The 19873-nt window shown below is 64.7% G+C and carries 12 protein-coding genes; 6 read left to right on the forward strand and 6 right to left on the reverse strand.

Features of this window, described 5'->3' with window-relative positions:
• Positions 1 to 6: 6 nt before the first annotated feature.
• The 5 genes from EN869_RS20755 to EN869_RS20775 all read right to left on the reverse strand — a co-directional run bounded on the left by EN869_RS20755 (position 7) and on the right by EN869_RS20775 (position 7202).
• Complete coding sequence (locus EN869_RS20755; RefSeq protein WP_127227586.1) at positions 7 to 2226, reverse strand: 3-hydroxyacyl-CoA dehydrogenase NAD-binding domain-containing protein; 2220 nt, start codon at positions 2224 to 2226, stop codon at positions 7 to 9.
• A 14-nt stretch (positions 2227 to 2240) separates the two neighbouring features.
• Positions 2241 to 3449, reverse strand: coding sequence for an acetyl-CoA C-acetyltransferase (locus EN869_RS20760; protein ID WP_127227587.1), 1209 nt, complete (start codon positions 3447 to 3449; stop codon positions 2241 to 2243).
• A gap of 33 nt (positions 3450 to 3482) precedes the next feature.
• Positions 3483 to 4655 (reverse strand): acyl-CoA dehydrogenase family protein, encoded by a 1173-nt coding sequence (locus tag EN869_RS20765; RefSeq protein ID WP_112127916.1) that lies wholly within the window; start codon positions 4653 to 4655, stop codon positions 3483 to 3485.
• A gap of 52 nt (positions 4656 to 4707) precedes the next feature.
• Positions 4708 to 6504 carry an acyl-CoA dehydrogenase gene (locus tag EN869_RS20770; RefSeq protein ID WP_127227588.1) on the reverse strand — a complete coding sequence of 599 codons (1797 nt, stop codon included), beginning with the start codon at positions 6502 to 6504 and terminating at the stop codon, positions 4708 to 4710.
• 233 nt (positions 6505 to 6737) lie between these two features.
• Positions 6738 to 7202 (reverse strand): MerR family DNA-binding transcriptional regulator, encoded by a 465-nt coding sequence (locus EN869_RS20775; RefSeq protein ID WP_127227838.1) that lies wholly within the window; start codon positions 7200 to 7202, stop codon positions 6738 to 6740.
• 456 nt (positions 7203 to 7658) lie between these two features.
• On the opposite strand from EN869_RS20775, the gene EN869_RS20780 reads away from it, so the two are divergent.
• From EN869_RS20780 to EN869_RS20795, 4 genes are all read left to right on the forward strand, one after another.
• The gene (locus EN869_RS20780) at positions 7659 to 11714 is read left to right on the forward strand and encodes an SEL1-like repeat protein (RefSeq protein WP_127227589.1); all 4056 of its coding nucleotides are present in this window, start codon (positions 7659 to 7661) and stop codon (positions 11712 to 11714) included.
• 192 nt (positions 11715 to 11906) lie between these two features.
• A complete protein-coding gene (locus EN869_RS20785; protein ID WP_112127918.1) occupies positions 11907 to 12830 on the forward strand; it encodes a sulfite exporter TauE/SafE family protein in 924 nt (307 codons plus the stop codon).
• Positions 12830 to 13621: a TIGR02186 family protein gene (locus EN869_RS20790; protein WP_127227590.1), complete on the forward strand. Its 792-nt coding sequence runs from the start codon at positions 12830 to 12832 to the stop codon at positions 13619 to 13621. Before EN869_RS20785 ends, EN869_RS20790 begins: the two co-directional genes overlap by 1 nt.
• 145 nt (positions 13622 to 13766) lie before the next feature.
• A complete protein-coding gene (locus EN869_RS20795) occupies positions 13767 to 15023 on the forward strand; it encodes an Hsp70 family protein (protein ID WP_127227591.1) in 1257 nt (418 codons plus the stop codon).
• On the opposite strand, the gene EN869_RS20800 is transcribed toward EN869_RS20795, so the two are convergent.
• Positions 15024 to 15929: a LysR family transcriptional regulator gene (locus EN869_RS20800; protein ID WP_127227592.1), complete on the reverse strand. Its 906-nt coding sequence runs from the start codon at positions 15927 to 15929 to the stop codon at positions 15024 to 15026.
• 281 nt (positions 15930 to 16210) lie between these two features.
• Between EN869_RS20800 and EN869_RS20805 the strand changes: the two genes are divergently transcribed.
• Both EN869_RS20805 and EN869_RS20810 read left to right on the forward strand, forming a co-directional pair.
• Positions 16211 to 19141 carry a molybdopterin oxidoreductase family protein gene (locus tag EN869_RS20805; protein ID WP_127227593.1) on the forward strand — a complete coding sequence of 977 codons (2931 nt, stop codon included), beginning with the start codon at positions 16211 to 16213 and terminating at the stop codon, positions 19139 to 19141.
• A complete protein-coding gene (locus tag EN869_RS20810; RefSeq protein ID WP_127227594.1) occupies positions 19138 to 19872 on the forward strand; it encodes a 4Fe-4S dicluster domain-containing protein in 735 nt (244 codons plus the stop codon). The genes EN869_RS20805 and EN869_RS20810 overlap by 4 nt, the downstream gene beginning before the upstream one ends.
• Position 19873 lies beyond the last annotated feature (1 nt).

The raw sequence follows: 19873 nt of genomic DNA on the forward strand, positions 1-19873 counted from the left end.
GTGTCGTCAGGCCGCCTCTCGGACTTCGCCCTTCTGGTAGGGGTCGAAGCGCTGGTAGAAGGTCTCGCCCTTCTCGGCCATGTCGAGCAGGAGCTTCGGCGCCTTGAACTCGGCGCCGTATTTCTTCTGCAGGCCCTTGGCGATCTTGACGAAACGCTTGGCGCCGATGCCGTCGATGTAGGACAACGCGCCGCCGGTGAAGGGCGCGAAGCCGAAGGCGAGGATCGAGCCGACATCGGCCTCGCGCGGGTCTGTGACGATGCCTTCCTCCATCACGCGCGCCGCTTCCAGCGCTATCGTGACCAGCAGGCGCTGTTTCAGCTCCTCATAGTCGACCTTCTCGGGGTTGAGCTGCGGGTAGAGCTCCTTCAGGCCAGGCCAGAGCTTCTTCTTCGCGGGCTTCGCCGGATAGTCGTAGAAGCCCTTGCCGTTCTTGCGGCCGAAACGGCCATGCGTGTCGACCATGGTGTTGATCAGCGCCATCTGCTTGGGATCGACGGCCTTTTCGCCCAGATCCCGGATGGTCTGCGTCATGATCTTCTGGGCGAGGTCGACGGCGGTCTCGTCGGTCAGGGCCAGCGGACCGACCGGCATGCCGGCGGCCTTGGCGGCATTCTCGATCATCGGTGCCGGCACGCCTTCGATCAGCATCTTGTAGGCTTCCGACATGTAGCGCAGCACACAGCGGTTGACGTAGAAGCCGCGCGTGTCGTTGACGACGATCGGCGTCTTCTTGATGGCGCGCACGAAGTCAAAGGCGACGGCCAAGGCCTTGTCGCCGGTTTTCTTGCCGAGGATGATCTCGACCAGCATCATCTTGTCGACCGGCGAGAAGAAGTGGATGCCGATGAAGTTCTTCGGCCGCGCCGAATTCTTCGCCAGAGCGGTGATCGGAATGGTGGACGTGTTCGACGCGAAGATCGCCGACGATTTCAGCACCGCCTCGGCCTTCTCGGTGGCATCCTTCTTCACGCCCGAATCCTCGAAGACCGCCTCGACGACAAGGTCGCAGCCGGCGAGGTCGGCGTAGTCGGCCGTCGGCGTGATCAGCGACAGAAGCTTGTCCTTGTCTTCCGGCTTGGCGCGGCCCTTCTTGACCTGGTCCGCCGTCAGGCTGTCGGAATGCGCCTTGCCCTTCTCGGCCGACGGCAGGTCGCGGTCGAGCAGCACCACCGGAATGCCGGCTTTTGCCGTAACATAAGCGATGCCGGCGCCCATGAAGCCGGCGCCGAGAATGCCGATCTTCTTGAACTTGGTGTCGGGCACGCCGGCCGGCCGGCGCGCCCCCTTGTTCAATTCCTGGAGTGAAAGGAACAGCGAGCGAATCATCGCCGCCGCTTCCTTGGTCTGCATGATCTCGGTGAAATAGCGCTGCTCGATCCTGAGCGCCGTATCGAACGGCACAAGCAGGCCTTCATAGACGCATTTCAGGATCGCGGCGGCGGCCGGGTAATTGCCGTAGGTCTCCCGGCGCAGGATGGCGATCGCCGGCGGCCAGAGATTGGCGCCGGCTGCCGAATAGATCGGGCCGCCGGGCAGCTTGAAGCCTTTCTCGTCCCAAGGCGCCACCGGCTTCAGGCCGTTCCTGATCATCGCCTTGGCGGTCTCGACGAGCTTCGAAGGCTCCGCGATCTCGTGGATCAGACCCATCTGCTTCGCTTTCTGCGGCGAAAGGTTCTGCCCGGTGGTCAGCATTTGCAGCGCCTGCTGCTGATCGGTCAGCCGCGGCACACGCTGGGTGCCGCCGGCGCCGGGGAAGATGCCGATCTTCACTTCGGGCAGCGCCATCTTCACCTTGTCGCTGTCGGCGGCGACGCGGCCATGGCAGGCGAGCGACATCTCGAAGGCGCCGCCCATGCAGATGCCATTGATTGCAGAGACAAACGGCTTGCCGCAGGTCTCGATCTTGCGGAACAGGCCGGTCATATAGCCGGCATTCTCGAACAGCGTCTTGGTCGCCTTGTCGAGATCCTTCTCCTTGTCGACGGCGAAGGTGGCGAGCATCTTCTGCAGCATGGTGATGTCGGCGCCACCGGAGAAAGAGTCCTTGCCGGAGGTGATGACCGCGCCCTTGATGGTGGCATCGCCGGCCACATGATCGACGATGCCATTCAGCTCGCGCATCACCTCTTCGGTGAAGACGTTCATCGAGCGATCCGGCATGTCCCAGGTGATCAGGGCAATGCCGTCGGCATCCACGTCGAAGGTGAAATTGGTGTAGCTCATCGTCTCTCTCCCCTTCAGACGCGTTCGATGATGGTGGCCGTGCCCATGCCGGCGCCGATGCAGAGCGTGACCAGCGCGGTGTTGAGGTCGCGGCGCTCCAGCTCGTCCAGCACCGTGCCCAGGATCATGGCGCCGGTGGCGCCGAGCGGATGGCCCATGGCGATGGCGCCGCCATTGACGTTGATCTTGTCGTGCGGAATGTCGAAGGCCTGCATGTAGCGCAGCACGACGGAGGCGAAAGCCTCGTTGAGCTCGAACAGGTCGATGTCCGACAGCTTCATCTTGGCGCGCTTCAAGAGCTTCTCGGTGACGTCGACCGGGCCGGTCAGCATCAGCACCGGCTCGGAGCCGATATTGGCGAAGGCGCGGATGCGGGCGCGGGGCTTCAGGTTCATCGCCTTACCTGCCTTCTTCGAGCCGAGCAGCACGGCGGCGGCGCCGTCGACGATGCCCGACGAATTGCCGGCGTGATGGACGTGGTTGACCTCCTCGACTTCCGGATGCTTCTGCACGGCCACCGCATCGAAGCCGCCCATTTCGCCAGGCATGACGAAGGACGGGTTGAGCGAAGCCAGCGACTGCATGTCGGTCGTAGGCCGCATGTGCTCGTCATGATCGAGAATGGTAAGGCCGTTCTGATCCTTGATCGGGATGACCGAATTCTTGAAGCGGCCCTCGGACCAGGATTTCGCTGCGCGCTTCTGGCTTTCGACGGCATAGGCGTCGACGTCGTCGCGGGAAAAACCGTATTTGGTGGCGATCAGGTCGGCCGAAATGCCCTGCGGCACGAACCAGCCGGGCAAGCCGACGGACGGATCCATGAACCAGGCGCCGCCGGACATGCCCATGCCGACGCGCGACATCGATTCCACGCCGCCGGCAATGACGATCTCGTCCGCCCCTTGCGCGATCTTGGCTGCGCCGAAATTGATCGCGTCCAGGCCAGAGGCGCAGAAACGCGAAATCTGCATGCCCGGCGCTTTGGTATCGTAGCCGGCCTCGAAGGCGGCGGCGCGCGGAATGACCGAACCCGCCTCGCCGACCGGATCGACGCAGCCGAAGATGATGTCGTCGACGTTGCCGGTGTCGAGCCCGTTGCGGTCGCGCAGCGCCTCGAGCGTCCTGGCGGCAAGCCGCACCGCCGGCACCTCGTGCAGCGAGCCATCCTTCTTGCCCTTGCCGCGCGGCGTTCGCACGGCGTCATAGACGTAAGCTTCTGCCATTTTCGTGCTCCTTGGCTTTGCCGGCCGCCACGCTCAGAGAGAGCGCCCGATCAGCAATTTCATGATCTCGTTGGTGCCGCCATAGATGCGCTGGACGCGGGCGTCGCGATACATGCGGGCGATCGGATATTCATTCATGTAGCCATAGCCGCCATGCAGTTGAAGGCATTCGTCGACGACTTTGCCCTGCAGGTCGGAAAGCCAGTATTTGGCCATCGAGGCGGTCACCGGGTCGAGGCCGCCATCGATGTGGCGGGCGACGCAGTCATTGTAGAAGACGCGGCCGATGGTGGCCTCGGTCTTCAATTCGGCCAGCTTGAACTGGGTGTTCTGGAAATCGATGACCGCCTTGCCGAAGGCTTTGCGCTCCTTGACGTAGTCGATGGTGAGCGCCAGGGCCCGCTCGATCATGGCGATCGCGCCGGTGCCGATCTGCAGCCGCTCCTGCGGCAGTTGCTGCATCAGTTGGACGAAGCCCTTGCCCTCTTCGTGGCCAAGCAGGTTGGAGGTCGGCACGCGCACGTCGTTGAAGAACAGCTCGGAGGTGTCGTTCGACTTCAGCCCAATCTTGTCGAGGTTGCGGCCGCGCTGAAAACCCTCGACCTCGTCGGTCTCGACGACGATCAGCGAGGTGCCCTTGGCGCCCTTGTCCGGATCGGTCTTGGTGACGACGATGATAAGATTGGCGAGCTGGCCGTTGGTGATGAAGGTCTTCGAGCCGCTGATCTTGTAATGGTTGCCGTCCTTCTCGGCGCGGGTCTTGACGCCCTGCAGGTCGGAACCGGCGCCTGGCTCGGTCATGGCGATGGCGCCGATCAACTCGCCGGTCGCGAGCTTGGGCAGCCATTTCTGCTTCTGCTCCTCGGAGCCGTAATGCAGGATGTAGGGTGCTACGATCGAATTGTGCAGGCCAATGCCGAAGCCGTCGACGCCGACATGGCCGATCGCCTCGATGATGGCGCTCTCATGCGCAAAAGTTCCGCCCGAGCCGCCGTATTTTTCCGGCATCGAAGCGCAGAGCAGGCCGGCCGCTCCGGCCTTCAGCCAGCTCTCGCGATCGAACATCTCGTTCTTCTCGAACTCGTCGTAGCGCGGCGCGATCTCTTCGGCCATGAAGCGGGACGCCATGTCGTAAAGCATGCCGACCTCGTCCGCCGCCCAGGCGGGCTTTGGCAGGCCAAGAATTTCGGCTGGATTTGTCGCCACGATTTCCTCCGCGTTCCGACGATTGTGGGCCGGCGGCGCCGGCCCGCCGAACCTAGAACGCTTCCGCCGGCAGCGCCATCAGCGTGTCCGCGCCACTGGAAATGCGGGCAAGGCGCGTCGCCGTTTCGGGCATGATGCGCTCCATGAAGAAGCGCGCCGTGACCAGCTTGGTGTCGTAGAACGACGCAGCGCCATTGGCGCCTTCCGCGAGCTTCGTCTGCGCGGATTTCGCCATCTGCGCCCACATATAGCCCAGCGCGACAAGGCCGAAGAGATGCATGTAGTCGGTCGAAGCCGCGCCCGCATTGTCGGGCTTGGCCATAGCGTTCTGCACCAGCCACATGGTGGCCGCCTGCAGGTCGTTGAGGCCCTTCTTCAGCGCCTTGGTGAAGGGCGCCATCTTCTCATCGGCGCGGTTTTCCTCGCAGAACTCGCCGACTTCCTTGAAGAAGGCCTGCACGGCTCGACCGCCATTCTGCGCCAGCTTGCGGCCGACGAGGTCGAGCGCCTGGATGCCATTGGCGCCTTCATAGATCATGGCGATGCGAGCATCGCGCACGAACTGGCTCATGCCGTGCTCTTCGATATAGCCATGGCCGCCGAACACCTGCTGCGCCATCACCGCGTGGTCGAACCCCTTGTCGGTGAGCACGCCCTTGACCACCGGCGTCATCAGCCCGGTGTAATCGTCAGCCGCCTGGCGGTCCTTGTCGTCACCGGAGCGATGCGCGACGTCGGATTTGATTGCCGTCCACAGCGCCAGCGCGCGGCCGGCCTCGTTATAGGCCTTCATGGTCATCAGCGAACGGCGGATATCGGGATGGATGATGATCGGGTCGGCCTTCTTGTCCGGCGCCTTGGCGCCCGACAGCGAACGGCCCTGCAGCCGGTCCTTGGAATAGGAAACGGCGTTCTGATAAGCGATCTCGGAGACTGAAAGCCCTTGCAGACCGACACCGAGGCGGGCCTCGTTCATCATCGTGAACATGGCCTTCAGGCCGCCGTTCAATTCGCCGAGCAGCGTGCCCTCCGCCTCGTCATAATTCATGACGCAGGTCGAGTTGCCGTGGATGCCCATCTTCTCCTCGATCGAGCCGCAGGAGAGCGTGTTGCGTTCGCCGGGATTGCCGGAGGCATCGGGCTTGAATTTCGGCACGATGAACAGCGAGATGCCCTTGACGCCTTCCGGCGCGCCCTCGACGCGGGCCAGCACCAGATGGACGATGTTGTCCGACATGTCGTGCTCGCCGGCTGAGATGAATATCTTCTGGCCGGAAATCCTGTAGGTGCCGTCGCCATTGGGAACGGCCTTGGCGCGCAGCAGGCCGAGGTCGGTGCCGCAATGCGGCTCGGTGAGGTTCATGGTGCCGGTCCAGCCGCCCTCGATGAGCTTCGGCAGCCAGGTGGCCTTCTGCTCGTCGCTGCCATGGGTGACGATGGCCGCGATCGCGCCTTGCGTCAGGCCCGGATACATCATCAGCGCCATGTTGGCCGAGATCATGTATTCGGAGACGGCGGTATGGACCGCGTAGGGTAGGCCCTGGCCACCGAATTCGGCGGGTGCGGCAAGTCCCATCCAGCCGCCCTCGCGATACTGGTCGTAGGCGTCCTTGAAGCCCTTGGGCGTCGTCACCGAGCCATCGTCATGGCGCACGCAGCCCTCCATGTCGCCGACGCGATTGAGCGGATGCATGACGTTTTCGGCGAGCTTGGCGCCTTCGGCGAGGATCGCCTCGATCACGTCGGGCGTCGCGTCCGAGAATCCCGGAAGATTGGAATAGCGCTGATAGCCCAGCACATCGTTGAGCACGAACAGCGTGTCCTGGATCGGCGCCCTGTAGATCGTCATGCCTTCCTCCGCCCTTACGGTCCCGGCCCGACCAGCAAGTCGCCTGTCCACGTCCTGGACAGGAGGCCGGGCCAATGTCGATGCCCGATAGCAAATATTGACGTTTGCGTAAACGTCAACTTCGTCGCAGCCAAAAATTTTTGTGAGCGGTCAGGCATTGTGGCGACAAAAAAGCCGCGCGGCTATAGCCACGCGGCTTTCCATTCCGGGTTGTCGCGGTTCAATGCCGGCGATCAGCCGGCGGCGCTGGCCTGCGGCACCGCCGTGCGCTCGCTGAGCATCTGGCGCACGGTCTTCATCGAGTTGCTCAACTCGCCGATCGCGTCGTCGATCAGCGCACGCTGCTTCTGCAGGCGGACGAGCTGCTTCTCCGACTTGTCGAGCGCCAGCCGCAACTGCTTGGTGTTGGTGCCGGTCGGGTCGTAGAGATCCATCATCTGCTTGACGTCGCGCAGCGAGAACCCGACCTTGCGGCCGAGCAGGATCAGCTTCAGCCGGGCCTTGTCGCGGCGCGTATAGAGCCGGGTCGAACCGTCGCGATGCGGATTGAGCAGGCCCTTGTCCTCGTAGAAGCGCAGCGTGCGCAGCGTCACGCCGTATTTCTTGGCCATCTCGCCGATGCGGACGAATTCCTCGCCTGCTTCGGCTGGTATGTCATTGGTATTGGCCGCGGCTTCGCCGGGCGAAACAAGTTTCATGGTCACTGGCTTTCCCCTGGTGGCGTCGCGGTCGCGGACCAAGCGTCGCCTGAATGGAAGCGGGGGCGTGCTTCCAATCGTGGTTGCAACAACAAATCAATCGCAAGAGGCACGGCTTCGCACCTTTTACGTTTACGTAAATCCTATATCGACAGCCGCAGGGTGACGCAAGGGCGTTGTCAAAGCAGACCTTTATGCCGCACCCGGCAAGGCGGCTCACGATTTATGCGCGAGTTCTTAAGCTTGGTTAACGCCTTGTTTACCACGTTGGGCGAAATGTGCGCATGTCGGTCACCCGTGTTTATCCTGTAGCGAATTTCTCACGGTTTTTCGAAGCGCGGGTGAAAGCCCGGGAAGCCCGTCTTCCTCCGCAGCAAAACCGCTCGGCTCGCTTCGTTCCCGGCAGGCTACTGGGAAACCGGCCTCTGGCCGGCCATTCTGAACACGGGCGCATCGATGAACAGCAAGCGGTCCTATCTCGATACACTCAATGCCGGCAGGCAGCGCCGGCCGCATGCCTCGCTCGAAGACCTGAACCGCTCGCTGGAAACGCTGGAGCAGCGGCTGGACCGCACGCGCGCCGACATGCCCGATCGCCCCGACCTGCGGCGGCCGACCGCCGAGCCGCGTTACCCGAGCACCCAGCCTTACGGCCAGGCGCCGCGCTGGTACGAGGATCCTTATTCCGCGCAAAGGCCTCTGGACCGGGCGCCGCAGAATCCGCGGCCACAGGAACGTGCTCCGCAAAACCCCGCGCCCGCCTATCAGGCGATCGCGCGCGACATCGACCGGGTGCGCGGCCAGGAAGACAGCGTCGCCATGGTCGGCAAGATCGCCGTCGAGCTGCGCGGGCTACGTGAGGAACTGCGCCACCAGATGACGGCTGGCCTGCAGCGCGAGTTCGAAGCGTTCCGCCAGGACATCGACCGCGCCCTGCAGGCCAACAGCCAGCGCGGCGCGAACGGCCTGCCGGACAAGAGCAGCGCCGAGCTCGGCCTCGAATTCGAGCGGCTTTCGGGAGCGATCCACTCGCTCGCCGAAAAAAGCGACGACCGCAGCGTCAACCTGCTGCGGCTCGAACTGGAACAGGTGAAGGGCGCACTGGACACGCTGGCGCGCGAGGAAAGCGTGCAGAAGGTCGACCGCCGCTGGGACGATTTCGACCGCCGCTGGAGCGCCTTCGAGGACCGCGTCGACGCCGACCAGCGCAAGCGCGCGGAAGGCCCGAGCCTTTCAGTGCTGACAGACCGGCTCGAGCAGATCAGCAGCGCCGTCAACAGCCTGCCGGAATCGCTTTCGCTGCGCTCGCTGGAGGAAAAGGTGCGCACGCTCGCCGGCGCGGTCGACCGTTTCGCCGGCCAGCAGACCGCGCGCGGCGGCGAAACCCTCGCCATGATCGACGAGCGGCTGGACGAGATTTCCCGCGCCATCGTCGCCTCGACGGTGGCCGCGCAGTCCAACGCCTTCGACCCCGAGACCTTCGGCCGGATCGAGAATCGCATGGCCTCGCTGGCGGTGCAGATCGAGGAGGTCGCGCAGTCGCGGCCCGGCGCCGAGGTCCTCGACCGCCTCAATCTTCTTACCAGCCGGGTCGACGAGCTGGCCGGCCGCGCCGACCTGCCGGAACAGGCCATGGAGCGGCTGGGCAAACAGATCGCCTCCATCACCGACAAGATGGACCGCGCGCCGGCCATGCCCGATGCGGACCAGATCTTCCAGGGCCTGGAGCAGCGTTTCGACGCGCTGTCGATGCTGCTCGAGCGCCGCCAGGGCGACGCAATCGAACAAAGCAACGCATTGTTCCACGATCTTGAGCGTCGGCTGGACGAGGTGGCGGACAGGCTCGACCAGCGCATGCGCCAGGACGACGGCGCCGGCATCATGGAAGCGATCGACGCCCGCTTTACCGCGCTTGCCCAGCGCATCGAGACGCGCCAGCCAGATCCCGCCAACGAAAGGGCGATCCGTGGCCTGGAAAGCCGGCTCGAGGATATCTCCAGCCGACTGGAATCGTCCGCACAGCAGGTCGCGGGCATCGATCCGGCGCTGATCCGCAGCCTTGAGGCGCAGGTCGCGGGCCTGTCGGCGCATCTTTCCAAGCCCGGCACACCGCTGCCCGAATTCGAGGACATCAGCCCGCGCCTCAACGAGATCGAGAAGTCGCTGGCCGGCACGCGCGATTCCATTCTGAGCGTGGCGCGCGAGGCCGCCGAGAGCGCCGTCAAATCACTCGCCGAGTCGACGTCCAGCACGGCCCAAACCAATGCGACCGCCGTTGCCGGCCTCGCCCAGGACCTGAAGACGCTGGAAGCCCTCACCCGCCGCTCCGACGAGCGCAACTCGCGGACATTCGAGGCGATCCACGACACGCTGCTCAAGATCGTCGACCGGCTGGGCTCGCTTGAATCGACCGAGACCAGCGAAGCGGTCAGCGAACTGGTCGACCAACCGGCAAGCAAGCGCGGCGGCCGCGGTGGCGGCAAGATCGCGGTGCAGGATGCGCCTTCGATGGATATCGACCAGCCGCTGCCGCTTACCGGCGACATGGCCGATCTCGAAGGCCGCGCCTCGGCCATCATGCGCAGCGAGCCCGCTTCGGCGCGGACGCCTGCAGAAGCGGCGGCCGCGGCCGCCATGGCCGCCCTCGGGCCGGACGTGGCCCGCGACAAGGGCAAAACCGCCGGACGCAAGAAATCAATGTTCAGCGGTCTGACGCGCGCCTTCAAAGGCAAGAAGGACGCGGACATGCCGCCGCTTGCCGGCTCCGAGCCCGTCGCCGACGTGCCAAGCGTCGACATAGACGAGCCGCTCGACCCCAAGGCCGCCAACCGGCCGTTGGAACCCGGCTCTGGCGCGCCGGACCTCAACGCCATCATGAAGCGCGTGCGTGACGAGCGCGGCGGCCAGCCGGTCAAGCGCAGCGAAAGCGACGCCGCGAAGTCCGATTTCATCGCCGCGGCCCGCCGCGCGGCCCAGGCCGCCGCCGCGGAAGCCGATACGCTGAAGCGGCAATCGACCGTGACCGGTCCGGTGAAGGCGCTGAGGATCGGCGACCTGCTCAAGGCGCGGCGCAAGCCTATCCTGATGGCGGCGGCCGCGATCATGCTGGCGCTGGCCGGCCTGCAGTTGGGCAAGGCGTTCTTGTCCGATCCGGTCGAAGTGGCCAACAACCAGCCCGCGCCGCTCGTCACGACGCAGACGGTGGACACGGCTTCGTTCAATACAGCAGCCGCGTCGCAAGCCGGCGCGCCGAAGGCCGACACACCGAAAGCCGATGCCGGGGCAGCACAGGCCGAAAACGCGCCTGCCCGCCCCGTCAGGCAGGCGGAGCCCGTCCAGGAGACGACACCGGCCGCAGCTGTCCCCACTAGTCCCGAAAGTGCGGCTGGCACGCCGGCCGAACCGGCGCCCGCACCGGTGGCGGTTGCAACGCCTGCTCAACCGGCGCCAGCGCCGATGGCTTCCGCGATGCCGCCCGAGCCCCCTACAGCGGCTGCAACCACAACGGACACGGACGGCGACACCCAGCCGGCGGCCAAGGAACCCACGATGGCCAGTCCGGTAGCCAACGGTGCCGCGGCCAGTGCTCCGGCGACCACCTCCGCCGACACGACAGGCGCGGTGCCGCCGGCCAGCAGCCAGGCGGCCGCAGCCAAGTTCGACATTCCGTCCGAAATCGGCCCGGTGGCGCTGCACGACGCGGCCGCCGGCGGCGACGCCAAGGCGCTGTTCGAGATCGGCTCGCGCTACGCGGAATCGCGCGGCGTGAAGGAAGACATGAAGGCAGCCGCGAAATGGTATGAGCAGTCGGCCGAGCTCGGCTTCGCGCCGGCCGAATACCGCATCGGCAATTTCTACGAAAAAGGCATCGGCGTCGCGCGCGACATCAAGAAGGCCAAGACGTATTACCAGCTCGCCGCCGAACAGGGCAACGCCAGCGCCATGCACAATCTGGCGGTGCTGTTTGCCATGGCGGCGGACGGCGTGACCGACAATGAATCGGCTACCCACTGGTTCCAGGAAGCCGCCGACCTCGGCGTCAAGGACAGCCAGTTCAACCTCGGCATCATGGCCGCCAAGGGCGTCGGCATGAAGCAGAACCTGGAAGAATCCTACAAGTGGTTCGCGCTGGTCGCCAAGACCGGCGACAAGGACGCCGCCGGCAAGCGGGACGAGATCGCCAATGCGCTGCGGCCCGAGCAGCTCGAGCGCGCACGCGCCGCCACGGAACTGTGGAAGGCCAAGCCGCTCAACGCGGCCGCCAACTCGGCCGATGTTCCGGAAGCCTGGCAGGACAGCGCGCCGCAGACGACCGCCGGCATCGACATGAAGAAGGCGGTCAAGAACATCCAGCTGATCCTCAACAAGAACGGCTATGATGCGGGCAGCGCCGACGGCGTGATGGGCGGCAAGACCAAGACCGCCATCATGGCCTTCCAGACCGACAACAAGATGAAGCCCACCGGAGAGGTCGACGCGCCGCTCGTCAAGGCGCTCCTGGCGCACAAATAACGGCAGACGCGTCGCATACGCGACGCCCTGCCATACATTTGCCTGTTAACTGATTGAGATGGTTTTTGTTTCGGCGCGGCGGCGGGGTTTGGCACCGCCGCCGCGCCGGCGCAATAAAAAATTGGCTTTTCGGTGCTTTATTGTCCGGGGACGGCACTATGCGCCGACAAGCAAACTGATCGAGACAGACGGGTGGGCATCTATCTCCCGATCGCGGAAATTTCCGTCAATGTCTTCGTGCTGCTGGCGATGGGCGCGGCGGTGGGCTTCCTGTCGGGCATGTTCGGGGTCGGCGGCGGCTTCCTGATCACGCCGCTTTTGATCTTCTACAACATCCCGCCGGCGATCGCCGTCGCCACCGGCGCCAACCAGGTCATCGCCTCATCCTTCTCCGGCGCGCTATCGCACTTCAAGCGCGGCACGCTCGACTTCAAGCTCGGCGGCGTGCTTCTGGCCGGCGGCATCGTCGGCTCGACGGCCGGCATCTACGTCTTTGCGCTGTTGCGCCGGCTCGGCCAGCTCGATCTGTTCATCTCGCTGCTTTACGTCGTGCTGCTCGGTACCGTCGGCGGACTGATGCTGGTCGAAAGCGTCAACGCGCTGCGCGCCTCGCGCAGCGGAGCCGCGCCAGTGCTCAAGAAATCCGGTCAGCACAACTGGATCCACCGGCTGCCGTTCAAAATGCGCTTCCGCGCCTCCAAGCTCTTTGTCAGCGTCATCCCGGTGCTCGGGCTCGGCGCGGGTATCGGCTTCCTGTCGTCGATCATGGGCGTCGGCGGCGGCTTCATCATGGTGCCGGCGCTGATCTACCTGCTGAAGGTGCCTACCAATGTCGTTATCGGCACCTCGCTGTTCCAGATCATCTTCACCTCGGCCTACACCACGCTGGTGCACGCCACGACGAACCAGACCGTCGACGTGATCCTGGCCTTCCTGTTGATGGCCGGCGGTGTCGCCGGGGCGCAATATGGCGCCAAGGCCGGCCAGCGGCTGCGCGGCGAACAGTTGCGCGCGCTGCTGGCTATGCTCGTGCTGGCCGTCGCCATACGCCTTGCCGTCGATCTTTTTGTGACGCCGCCCAATCTCTATTCGCTCTCCGCCGCGGGCCTCAACTGATGGCGGGAATGAGAGCGTTTGCAGCCGCCATCCCGTTGTCGATGCTCTTCGCCATTTCCCCGGCGACGGCACAGACGCCGCCCACCGAAAGCATCCAGATCGGCCTGTCGACCGACGCCATTTCGATCACGGCGGGTTTCTCCGGCGCCGATCTGACGATCTTCGGATCGCTGGAAAACCCCGATCCGCTGGTCGCGCGCCAGGGACGCTACGACGTGGTCGTCGTGCTCGAAGGACCGCCACGACCTGTGGTCGTCCGGCGCAAGGACCGCGTGCTCGGCGTCTGGATCAACCTGGACTCCGAAACCTTCGAGAACGTGCCGGTCTCCTATTCCGTCGCGACGACGCGGCCGCTGCAGGACATCGCCGAGCCTGCCAAATACAAGCAGCTCTCGCTCGGGGCGCAGAACCTCTACCTGAAGCCCGCCGACGAGACCGACAGCCCGGCAACCATCGAGGAATTCACCGCAGCACTTCGCGAGCGCAAGGCGGCGACCGGCCTCTACAGTGAGAATGTCGGCGGCGTGCAGTTCCTGTCGCAGAACCTGTTTCGCGCCACGGTGCGGCTGGCGCCCAATGTTCCGGTCGGCACGCACAAGGCACGCGCCTTCCTGTTCAAGAGCGGCATGTTCGTCAAGGAAAGCTCGGCCCAGCTCGAAATCCGCAAATCCGGTTTCGAGCAATCGGTCTTTCGCGTCGCGCATGACTATTCCTTCCTCTACGGCGTGTTCGCCATATCGCTCGCCATGCTGACCGGCTGGCTGGGCCGGATCATCTTCCGCAAGGATTGATCTTTGTCGGGAAGGAGGGCTTCCCCATTTCCCGCTTTTGCGATAAATCGCCGCCTCCCAATCTCAGGGCCTAGCAGACAATCAATTCGGCAGAGCGTTCCGGCCGCGTCGCCCTGCCGCCATGAAGCAATGACAGGAGGCTGCGATGCAACCAGCATTCGGCGGCATCGATTTCGGTACGTCCAATTCGACCGTGGGCGTGATCCGCGACGGCCGGGCGCGACTGGTGGCATTGGAGGGCGAACAGCCCACCTTGCCGAGCGCCGTGTTCTTCAATTTCGAGGACGGCTACACCTATTTCGGCCGTCGCGCGATCAGCGACTACACCGACAGCATCGAAGGGCGGCTGATGCGCTCGCTGAAGAGCGTGCTCGGCAGTTCTCTTGCCAACGAAAAGACCCGCATCAAGGCGCGTCAGATCGGCTTCATCGACATTGTCGGCATGTTCGTCGATCATTTGAAGAAGCGGCTCGAGGAAGACGCGGGCGGTCCGGTCGAGAGCGTGGTGCTAGGCCGGCCGGTGCAATTCGTCGACGATGACACGGCCGCCGATGCGAAGGCGCAAGGCGAGTTGGAGAAGGCCGCCCGCGCGCAAGGGTTCAAGCACATCGCCTTCCAGTTCGAGCCGATCGCCGCGGCGCTCGATTATGAGCAAAAGGTCACCCGCGAAGAGTTGGCGCTGATCGTCGACATGGGCGGCGGCACCTCCGACTTCTCGATCGTGCGGGTCTCGCCGGAGCGCGCCCGCTCGACCGACCGCAAGGCGGATATCCTCGCCAATCGCGGCGTCCATATCGGCGGCACCGATTTCGACCGGCTGCTCAGCATCGCCCATGTCATGCCCGAGCTTGGCTACCTGACGCGGACTAAGGACCACAAGCGCAATCTGCCGGCGGCCTATTTCATCGACCTTGCGACCTGGCAGCGCATCAACCTCGTCTACACCGCCAAGTCGATGTCGGATCTGAGACAAATCCGCTACGAGGCCGAGCGTGCCGAACTGGTCGACCGCTTTATCCATGTCGTCGAGCATCGCTACGGCCATGCGATGGCGGGCCTGGTCGAAAGGGCGAAGATCGCGCTGACCGACCGGTCTTCGGCCGAAGTGAAGGTGTCGTTGCCCGGCGCGCGCTTCGCGGCCGAGATCACGCGCGCCGGCCTGGAGGAAACGATTGCCGGCGACATCGAGCGCGTGACCGCGACGGTCAGACAAACGATCGCCGACGCCGGCGTTCCAGCCTCGGCCGTCACCGCCGTGTTCCTCACCGGCGGCTCGACCGCCATCCCGCTGGCCAAGCGCGAAATCCTGTCGCTGGTGCCGCAGGCTGCTGTCATCGAGGGCGACATGTTCGGCTCGGTCGGCCTCGGCCTGGCGCTCGACGCACAGCGCAAATACGCCTGATTATTCCGCGCTTGCCGGCGCTTCCGCCTTGCTGGTGAGATGCGCCTTCAGCGCCATCTGGGCGAGGCTCGGCTGGCGGTCGCGGTGCGTGATCATGGCGAAGTCGCGATTGGGCAATTCGACCGGCACGGCCCTGAGGCTGCCTTCCGCCAAGGAGCGGGCGACGACGAGCTCCGAAATGATCGTGGCGCCCGCGCCGGCCTCTACCGCCTGACGTACGGCCTCGTTGCTGGGCAGGACGAGGAAAATCTGCAGTTCGGCCGGCGGAACGCCCTGGCTTAGCGCAAAATCCTCAAGCGCCTCGCGCGTGCCCGACCCGCCTTCCCTGATGATCCAGCGCAAGGCTCTGATGTCCAGGTTTCCCGCCCGCGTCATCGGAATCTCGGGATGCGAGCGCGCCACCACCAGCATCATGCGATCCTCGTCGACCGTGGCGCGACGCAGGATGTCGGACTCGGTGCGGCCCTCGACCAGGCCGAAATCGGCGCGGCCGTCCAGCACGTTGGTCTCGACCTGCCTGGTGTTGCCGATCGTCACGCTTAGCTTCACGGCGGGATAGGCTTCGTGGAAGGAGGCCAGGCGACGCGGCAGCCAGTAGCTGGCGATGGTCTGGCTGGCCGCAATCGAGAGGCTGCCGGCGACGGTCTGCGAGACATCTTCCAGCACGCCGCGGGCCGCCGCGGCGCGATCGAGAACCGCCTTCGCCTCGGGCAGGAAACGATGGCCGGTCTGGGCCAGTTCGATGTTGCGTCCGACCCGGTTGAAGAGGCGCACGCCATGCTGGCTTTCGAGCGCGCGGATGGCGGCAGAGGCCGCCGATTGCGAGATGCCAAGCCGCTCGGCGGCCTTGGTCATGTGGCCATGCTCGGCGACGGCGACGAAGATGCGCAACTGATCGAGAGTCATAGGCGCAACTAAGAAGCAAAATCGATCGGAATTACAAGAGCTGCTTGTTAGACGGATCAATTGCTTTGTTCTAAGTTTTTGCTTGAAGTTGGAAAAAATTGGCCGTCAGACGGCCGAGAGTTGGAAATGGTGGGGCGCTTCAAACCCCTGTTCGCGCATTGGAGCCGCCGGCTGAAGCGGCAGTTTGCCGGCGAGCGCTATCATCCTGAACTTCACTACATGCGCGGCCCGGGACCGAAGACGAAGGCCAAATTGGCGAACGGCAAGAGCGTTCGCCAATCATGAGCAAAGCCGCGCCGCGCGGCGCCAATTCCGCACCCTCGCAACGGCCGCTGGCCGACAGCCGCGCGCCGGATGAAGGCGACGGCGTCGAAACCTCGCCAACCGTCTCCGACCACATCGCCAAGACCACCTGTTACATGTGCGCCTGCCGCTGCGGCATCGACGTCCATATCAAGGACGGCAAGGTGCGCTACATCAACGGCAACAAGGACCATCCGGTGAACCGCGGCGTGATCTGCGGCAAGGGCAGCGCCGGCATCATGCAGCATTACAGCCCGGCGCGGCTGAAGAAACCGCTGCTGAGGACAGGGCCGCGCGGCTCGGGCGAATTCCGCGAGATCGAGTGGGACGAAGCCTTGACCATCGCCGCTGAAAGGCTGTCGACGATCCGCCGCACCGATCCGAAAAAACTCGCCTTCTTCACCGGGCGCGACCAGTCGCAATCGCTGACCGGCTGGTGGGCGTCGAAATTCGGCACGCCGAACTTCGCCGCGCATGGCGGCTTCTGCTCGGTCAACATGGCTGCCGGCGGGCTCTACACCATCGGCGGCTCGTTCTGGGAGTTCGGCGAGCCCGACTGGGACAATACGAAATACTTCATGCTGTTCGGCGTCGCCGAGGACCATGATTCCAACCCGATCAAGATCGGCCTCGGCAAGCTCAAGGCGCGCGGCGCCAAAGTGGTTTCGATCAATCCCTGCCGCACGGGCTACAATGCCATCGCCGACGACTGGATCGGCATCAGGCCGGGCACGGACGGCCTGTTCGTGCTGGCGCTGGTCCATGAATTGCTCAGGGCCGGCCGCGTCGATCTCGACTATCTGCTGCGCTACACCAATGCGCCGGTGCTGGTCGTGCAGGAGTCGGGATCCGCCGATGACGGGTTGTTCGTTCGCGACGGCGACGGCAACCCGCTGGCCTGGGACAGGGTGGCGAAGCGGTCGGTCAAGGCAGCCGACCCCGAAGCAAAGCCGGCGCTGGCCGGCAGCTATGACGTCGGTGGCCGGCGCTGCGTGCCGGTGTTCCAACTCATCGCAGATCGCTATCTGGATGACAGCCATTCGCCGGATGCCGTGGCTGAGCGATGCGGCGTCGACGCCGCAACGATCCGGCGCATCGCGGCGGAGCTGGCGCATATCGCCTTCGAGCAGGCGATCGAACTGCCGGTCGCCTGGACCGACTGGGCAGGCCGCCGGCACGAGACGATCAAGGGACGGCCCGTGTCGATGCATGCCATGCGCGGCATCTCGGCCCATTCCAATGGCTTTCATACCTGCCGTGCCATCCATCTGCTGCAGGTGCTGCTCGGCACGATCGACGTTCCAGGCGGCTTCCGCTTCAAGCCGCCCTACCCGCGCCCGGCGCCGCCGGGACCGAAGCCATGCGGAAAAAACGTCCGGCCGATGACGCCGCTGGACGGCATGCCGCTCGGCTTCGTCTGCGGCCCGGACGACCTTCTCGTCGACGAAGCCGGCCGGCCCACCCGCATCGACAAGGCCTATTCCTGGGAAGCGCCTCTCGCCGCGCACGGGCTGATGCACTCGGTCATCCGCAACGCCTGGGCCGGCGATCCTTATCCGATCGACACGCTGATGATGTACATGTCGAATATGGCGTGGAACTCCTCGATGAACACGGTCGAGACGATTCATATGCTGACCGACAAGGACGAGGCCGGCGCCTACAAGATCCCCTTCATCATCTATTCCGACGCCTATTATTCCGAGACGGTGGCGTTTGCCGATCTGGTGCTGCCCGACACCACCTATCTCGAGCGGCATGACTGCATCAGCCTGCTCGACCGGCCGATCAGCCATGCCGACGGTCCGGGCGACGCCATCCGCCATCCGGTGGTGCAGCCGGACCGCGACGTGCGACCGTTCCAGTCGGTGCTGATCGAGCTTGGCGCGCGGCTCGGCTTGCCCTGTTTCGTCAACGAGGACGGCTCGGCGAAATACCGCGACTATGCCGACTACATCGTCAACCACGAGCGCACGCCCGGCATCGGCCCTTTAGCCGGCTGGCGCGGCAAGGATGGCGGATCGATCGGCAGGGGCGACGCCAACCCCGACCAGCTGCAGCGCTACATCGACAATGGCGGCTTCTGGCACCACGATTTTTCGGACGACCAGCGCTACTACAAAATGGGCAACCGCGCCTATCTCGACTTCGCCGTGCAGATGGGGTTCATCGCCAGGGCCGAGCCCATCATCTTCCAGCTCTATTCGGAGCCGATGCAGCGCTTCCGGCTCGCCGCGCGCGGTCATGGCAAGGCCCAGCCGCCGGACGCCGAACGCAGCCGCATCGAAGCCTATATGGACCCGCTGCCGTTCTGGTACGCCCCCTTTGAGGACGACGCCGTCGACCTGCAAAAATATCCGCTGCATGCGCTGACGCAGCGGCCGATGCACATGTACCATTCGTGGGGATCGCAGAATGCCTGGCTGAGGCAGATCACCAGCCAGAACCGGCTATTCATCCATTGCCGGACGGCCGCCGGACTTGGCCTTGTTGACGATGACTGGGTGTGGGTCGAAAGCATCAACGGGCGGGTGAAGGGGCAGATCAAGCTGATCGACGGCGTCAACCCGGACACGGTGTGGACCTGGAACGCGATCGGAAAGCGGCGCGGCAGCTGGGGGCTGAAGGATGATGCGGCCGAGAGCAATCGCGGCTTCCTGCTCAACCACATCATCGGCGACCAGACAGAGGCCGACGCCAACGGCAAGCGCTACTCGAATTCAGACCCGGTCACGGGACAGGCGGCGTGGTTCGACATGCGCGTGCGCATCGTCAAATGCACGGCGGACGAAGCCGGCTTCACCGAACCGCAATTCGAGCGTTTCCGGCGGCCGCCGCATTTCGAACCTTCGCCGGATGTGCTTCGCTTTGGCGCCGCGTTTCGCATGAAGAGGGAAGCCGCCGAATGACCTGCCTTCCCGCCCGGACCGAGAAAAAGCTCGGCCTCGTCATCGACCTCGACACTTGCGTCGGCTGCCAGGCCTGCGTGACCGCCTGCAAGGAGTGGAACACCGGCGGCCACATGGCGCCGCTGACCGATATCGATCCCTATGGCGGGCATGTCGACGGCGTGTGGTTCAACCGCGTGCATGCCTACGAGCACACGACGGAGTTAGGCGGCCGCACGGTGAACTTCCCGCGCTCCTGCCTGCATTGCGAGACGCCGGCCTGCGTCACCGTCTGCCCGACCGGCGCCTCCTATAAGCGCGCCTCCGACGGCATCGTGCTGGTCGACGAGGATAAATGCATCGGCTGCAAACTGTGCAGTTGGGCCTGTCCCTATGGCGCGCGCGAGTTCGACACCGATGTCGGCGTGATGAAGAAATGCACGCTCTGCGTCGACCGGATCTACAATGACAATCTGGCGGCGGATGACCGTGTACCGGCCTGCGTCGCCGCCTGCCCGACCAGCGCCCGGCATTTCGGCGATCTCGGCGATCCAGCCTCCGCCATCTCGCAATTGGTGGCGGCGCGCGGCGGCGTCGAGCTGATGCCGGAGCTTGGCTACAAGCCGACCAACAAATACCTGCCGCCACGCGCCCAAAGCGGTCGCGCCGCCAGGGTCGACGCGCCAGCGTTGGAGCCGATCCGGGCCGAAGGCGGCTTCCTCGGCTGGATCGACCGCATGCTTTCGAACTGAT

Origin of the sequence: Mesorhizobium sp. M2D.F.Ca.ET.226.01.1.1 (assembly GCF_004022705.2) — a bacterium.
GTDB lineage: Bacteria > Pseudomonadota > Alphaproteobacteria > Rhizobiales > Rhizobiaceae > Mesorhizobium.

Bases quoted from the DNA above. Each gene is read 5' to 3' on its own strand.
- EN869_RS20780 (WP_127227589.1), top strand. From the start codon at position 7,659: ATGAACAGCAAGCGGTCCTATCTCGATACACTCAATGCCGGCAGGCAG.
- EN869_RS20760 (WP_127227587.1), bottom strand. From the start codon at position 3,449: ATGGCAGAAGCTTACGTCTATGACGCCGTGCGAACGCCGCGCGGCAAG.
- EN869_RS20795 (WP_127227591.1), top strand. From the start codon at position 13,767: ATGCAACCAGCATTCGGCGGCATCGATTTCGGTACGTCCAATTCGACC.
- EN869_RS20790 (WP_127227590.1), top strand. From the start codon at position 12,830: ATGGCGGGAATGAGAGCGTTTGCAGCCGCCATCCCGTTGTCGATGCTC.
- EN869_RS20775 (WP_127227838.1), bottom strand. From the start codon at position 7,202: ATGAAACTTGTTTCGCCCGGCGAAGCCGCGGCCAATACCAATGACATA.
- EN869_RS20810 (WP_127227594.1), top strand. From the start codon at position 19,138: ATGACCTGCCTTCCCGCCCGGACCGAGAAAAAGCTCGGCCTCGTCATC.
- EN869_RS20800 (WP_127227592.1), bottom strand. From the start codon at position 15,929: ATGACTCTCGATCAGTTGCGCATCTTCGTCGCCGTCGCCGAGCATGGC.
- EN869_RS20805 (WP_127227593.1), top strand. From the start codon at position 16,211: ATGAGCAAAGCCGCGCCGCGCGGCGCCAATTCCGCACCCTCGCAACGG.
- EN869_RS20770 (WP_127227588.1), bottom strand. From the start codon at position 6,504: ATGACGATCTACAGGGCGCCGATCCAGGACACGCTGTTCGTGCTCAAC.
- EN869_RS20755 (WP_127227586.1), bottom strand. From the start codon at position 2,226: ATGAGCTACACCAATTTCACCTTCGACGTGGATGCCGACGGCATTGCC.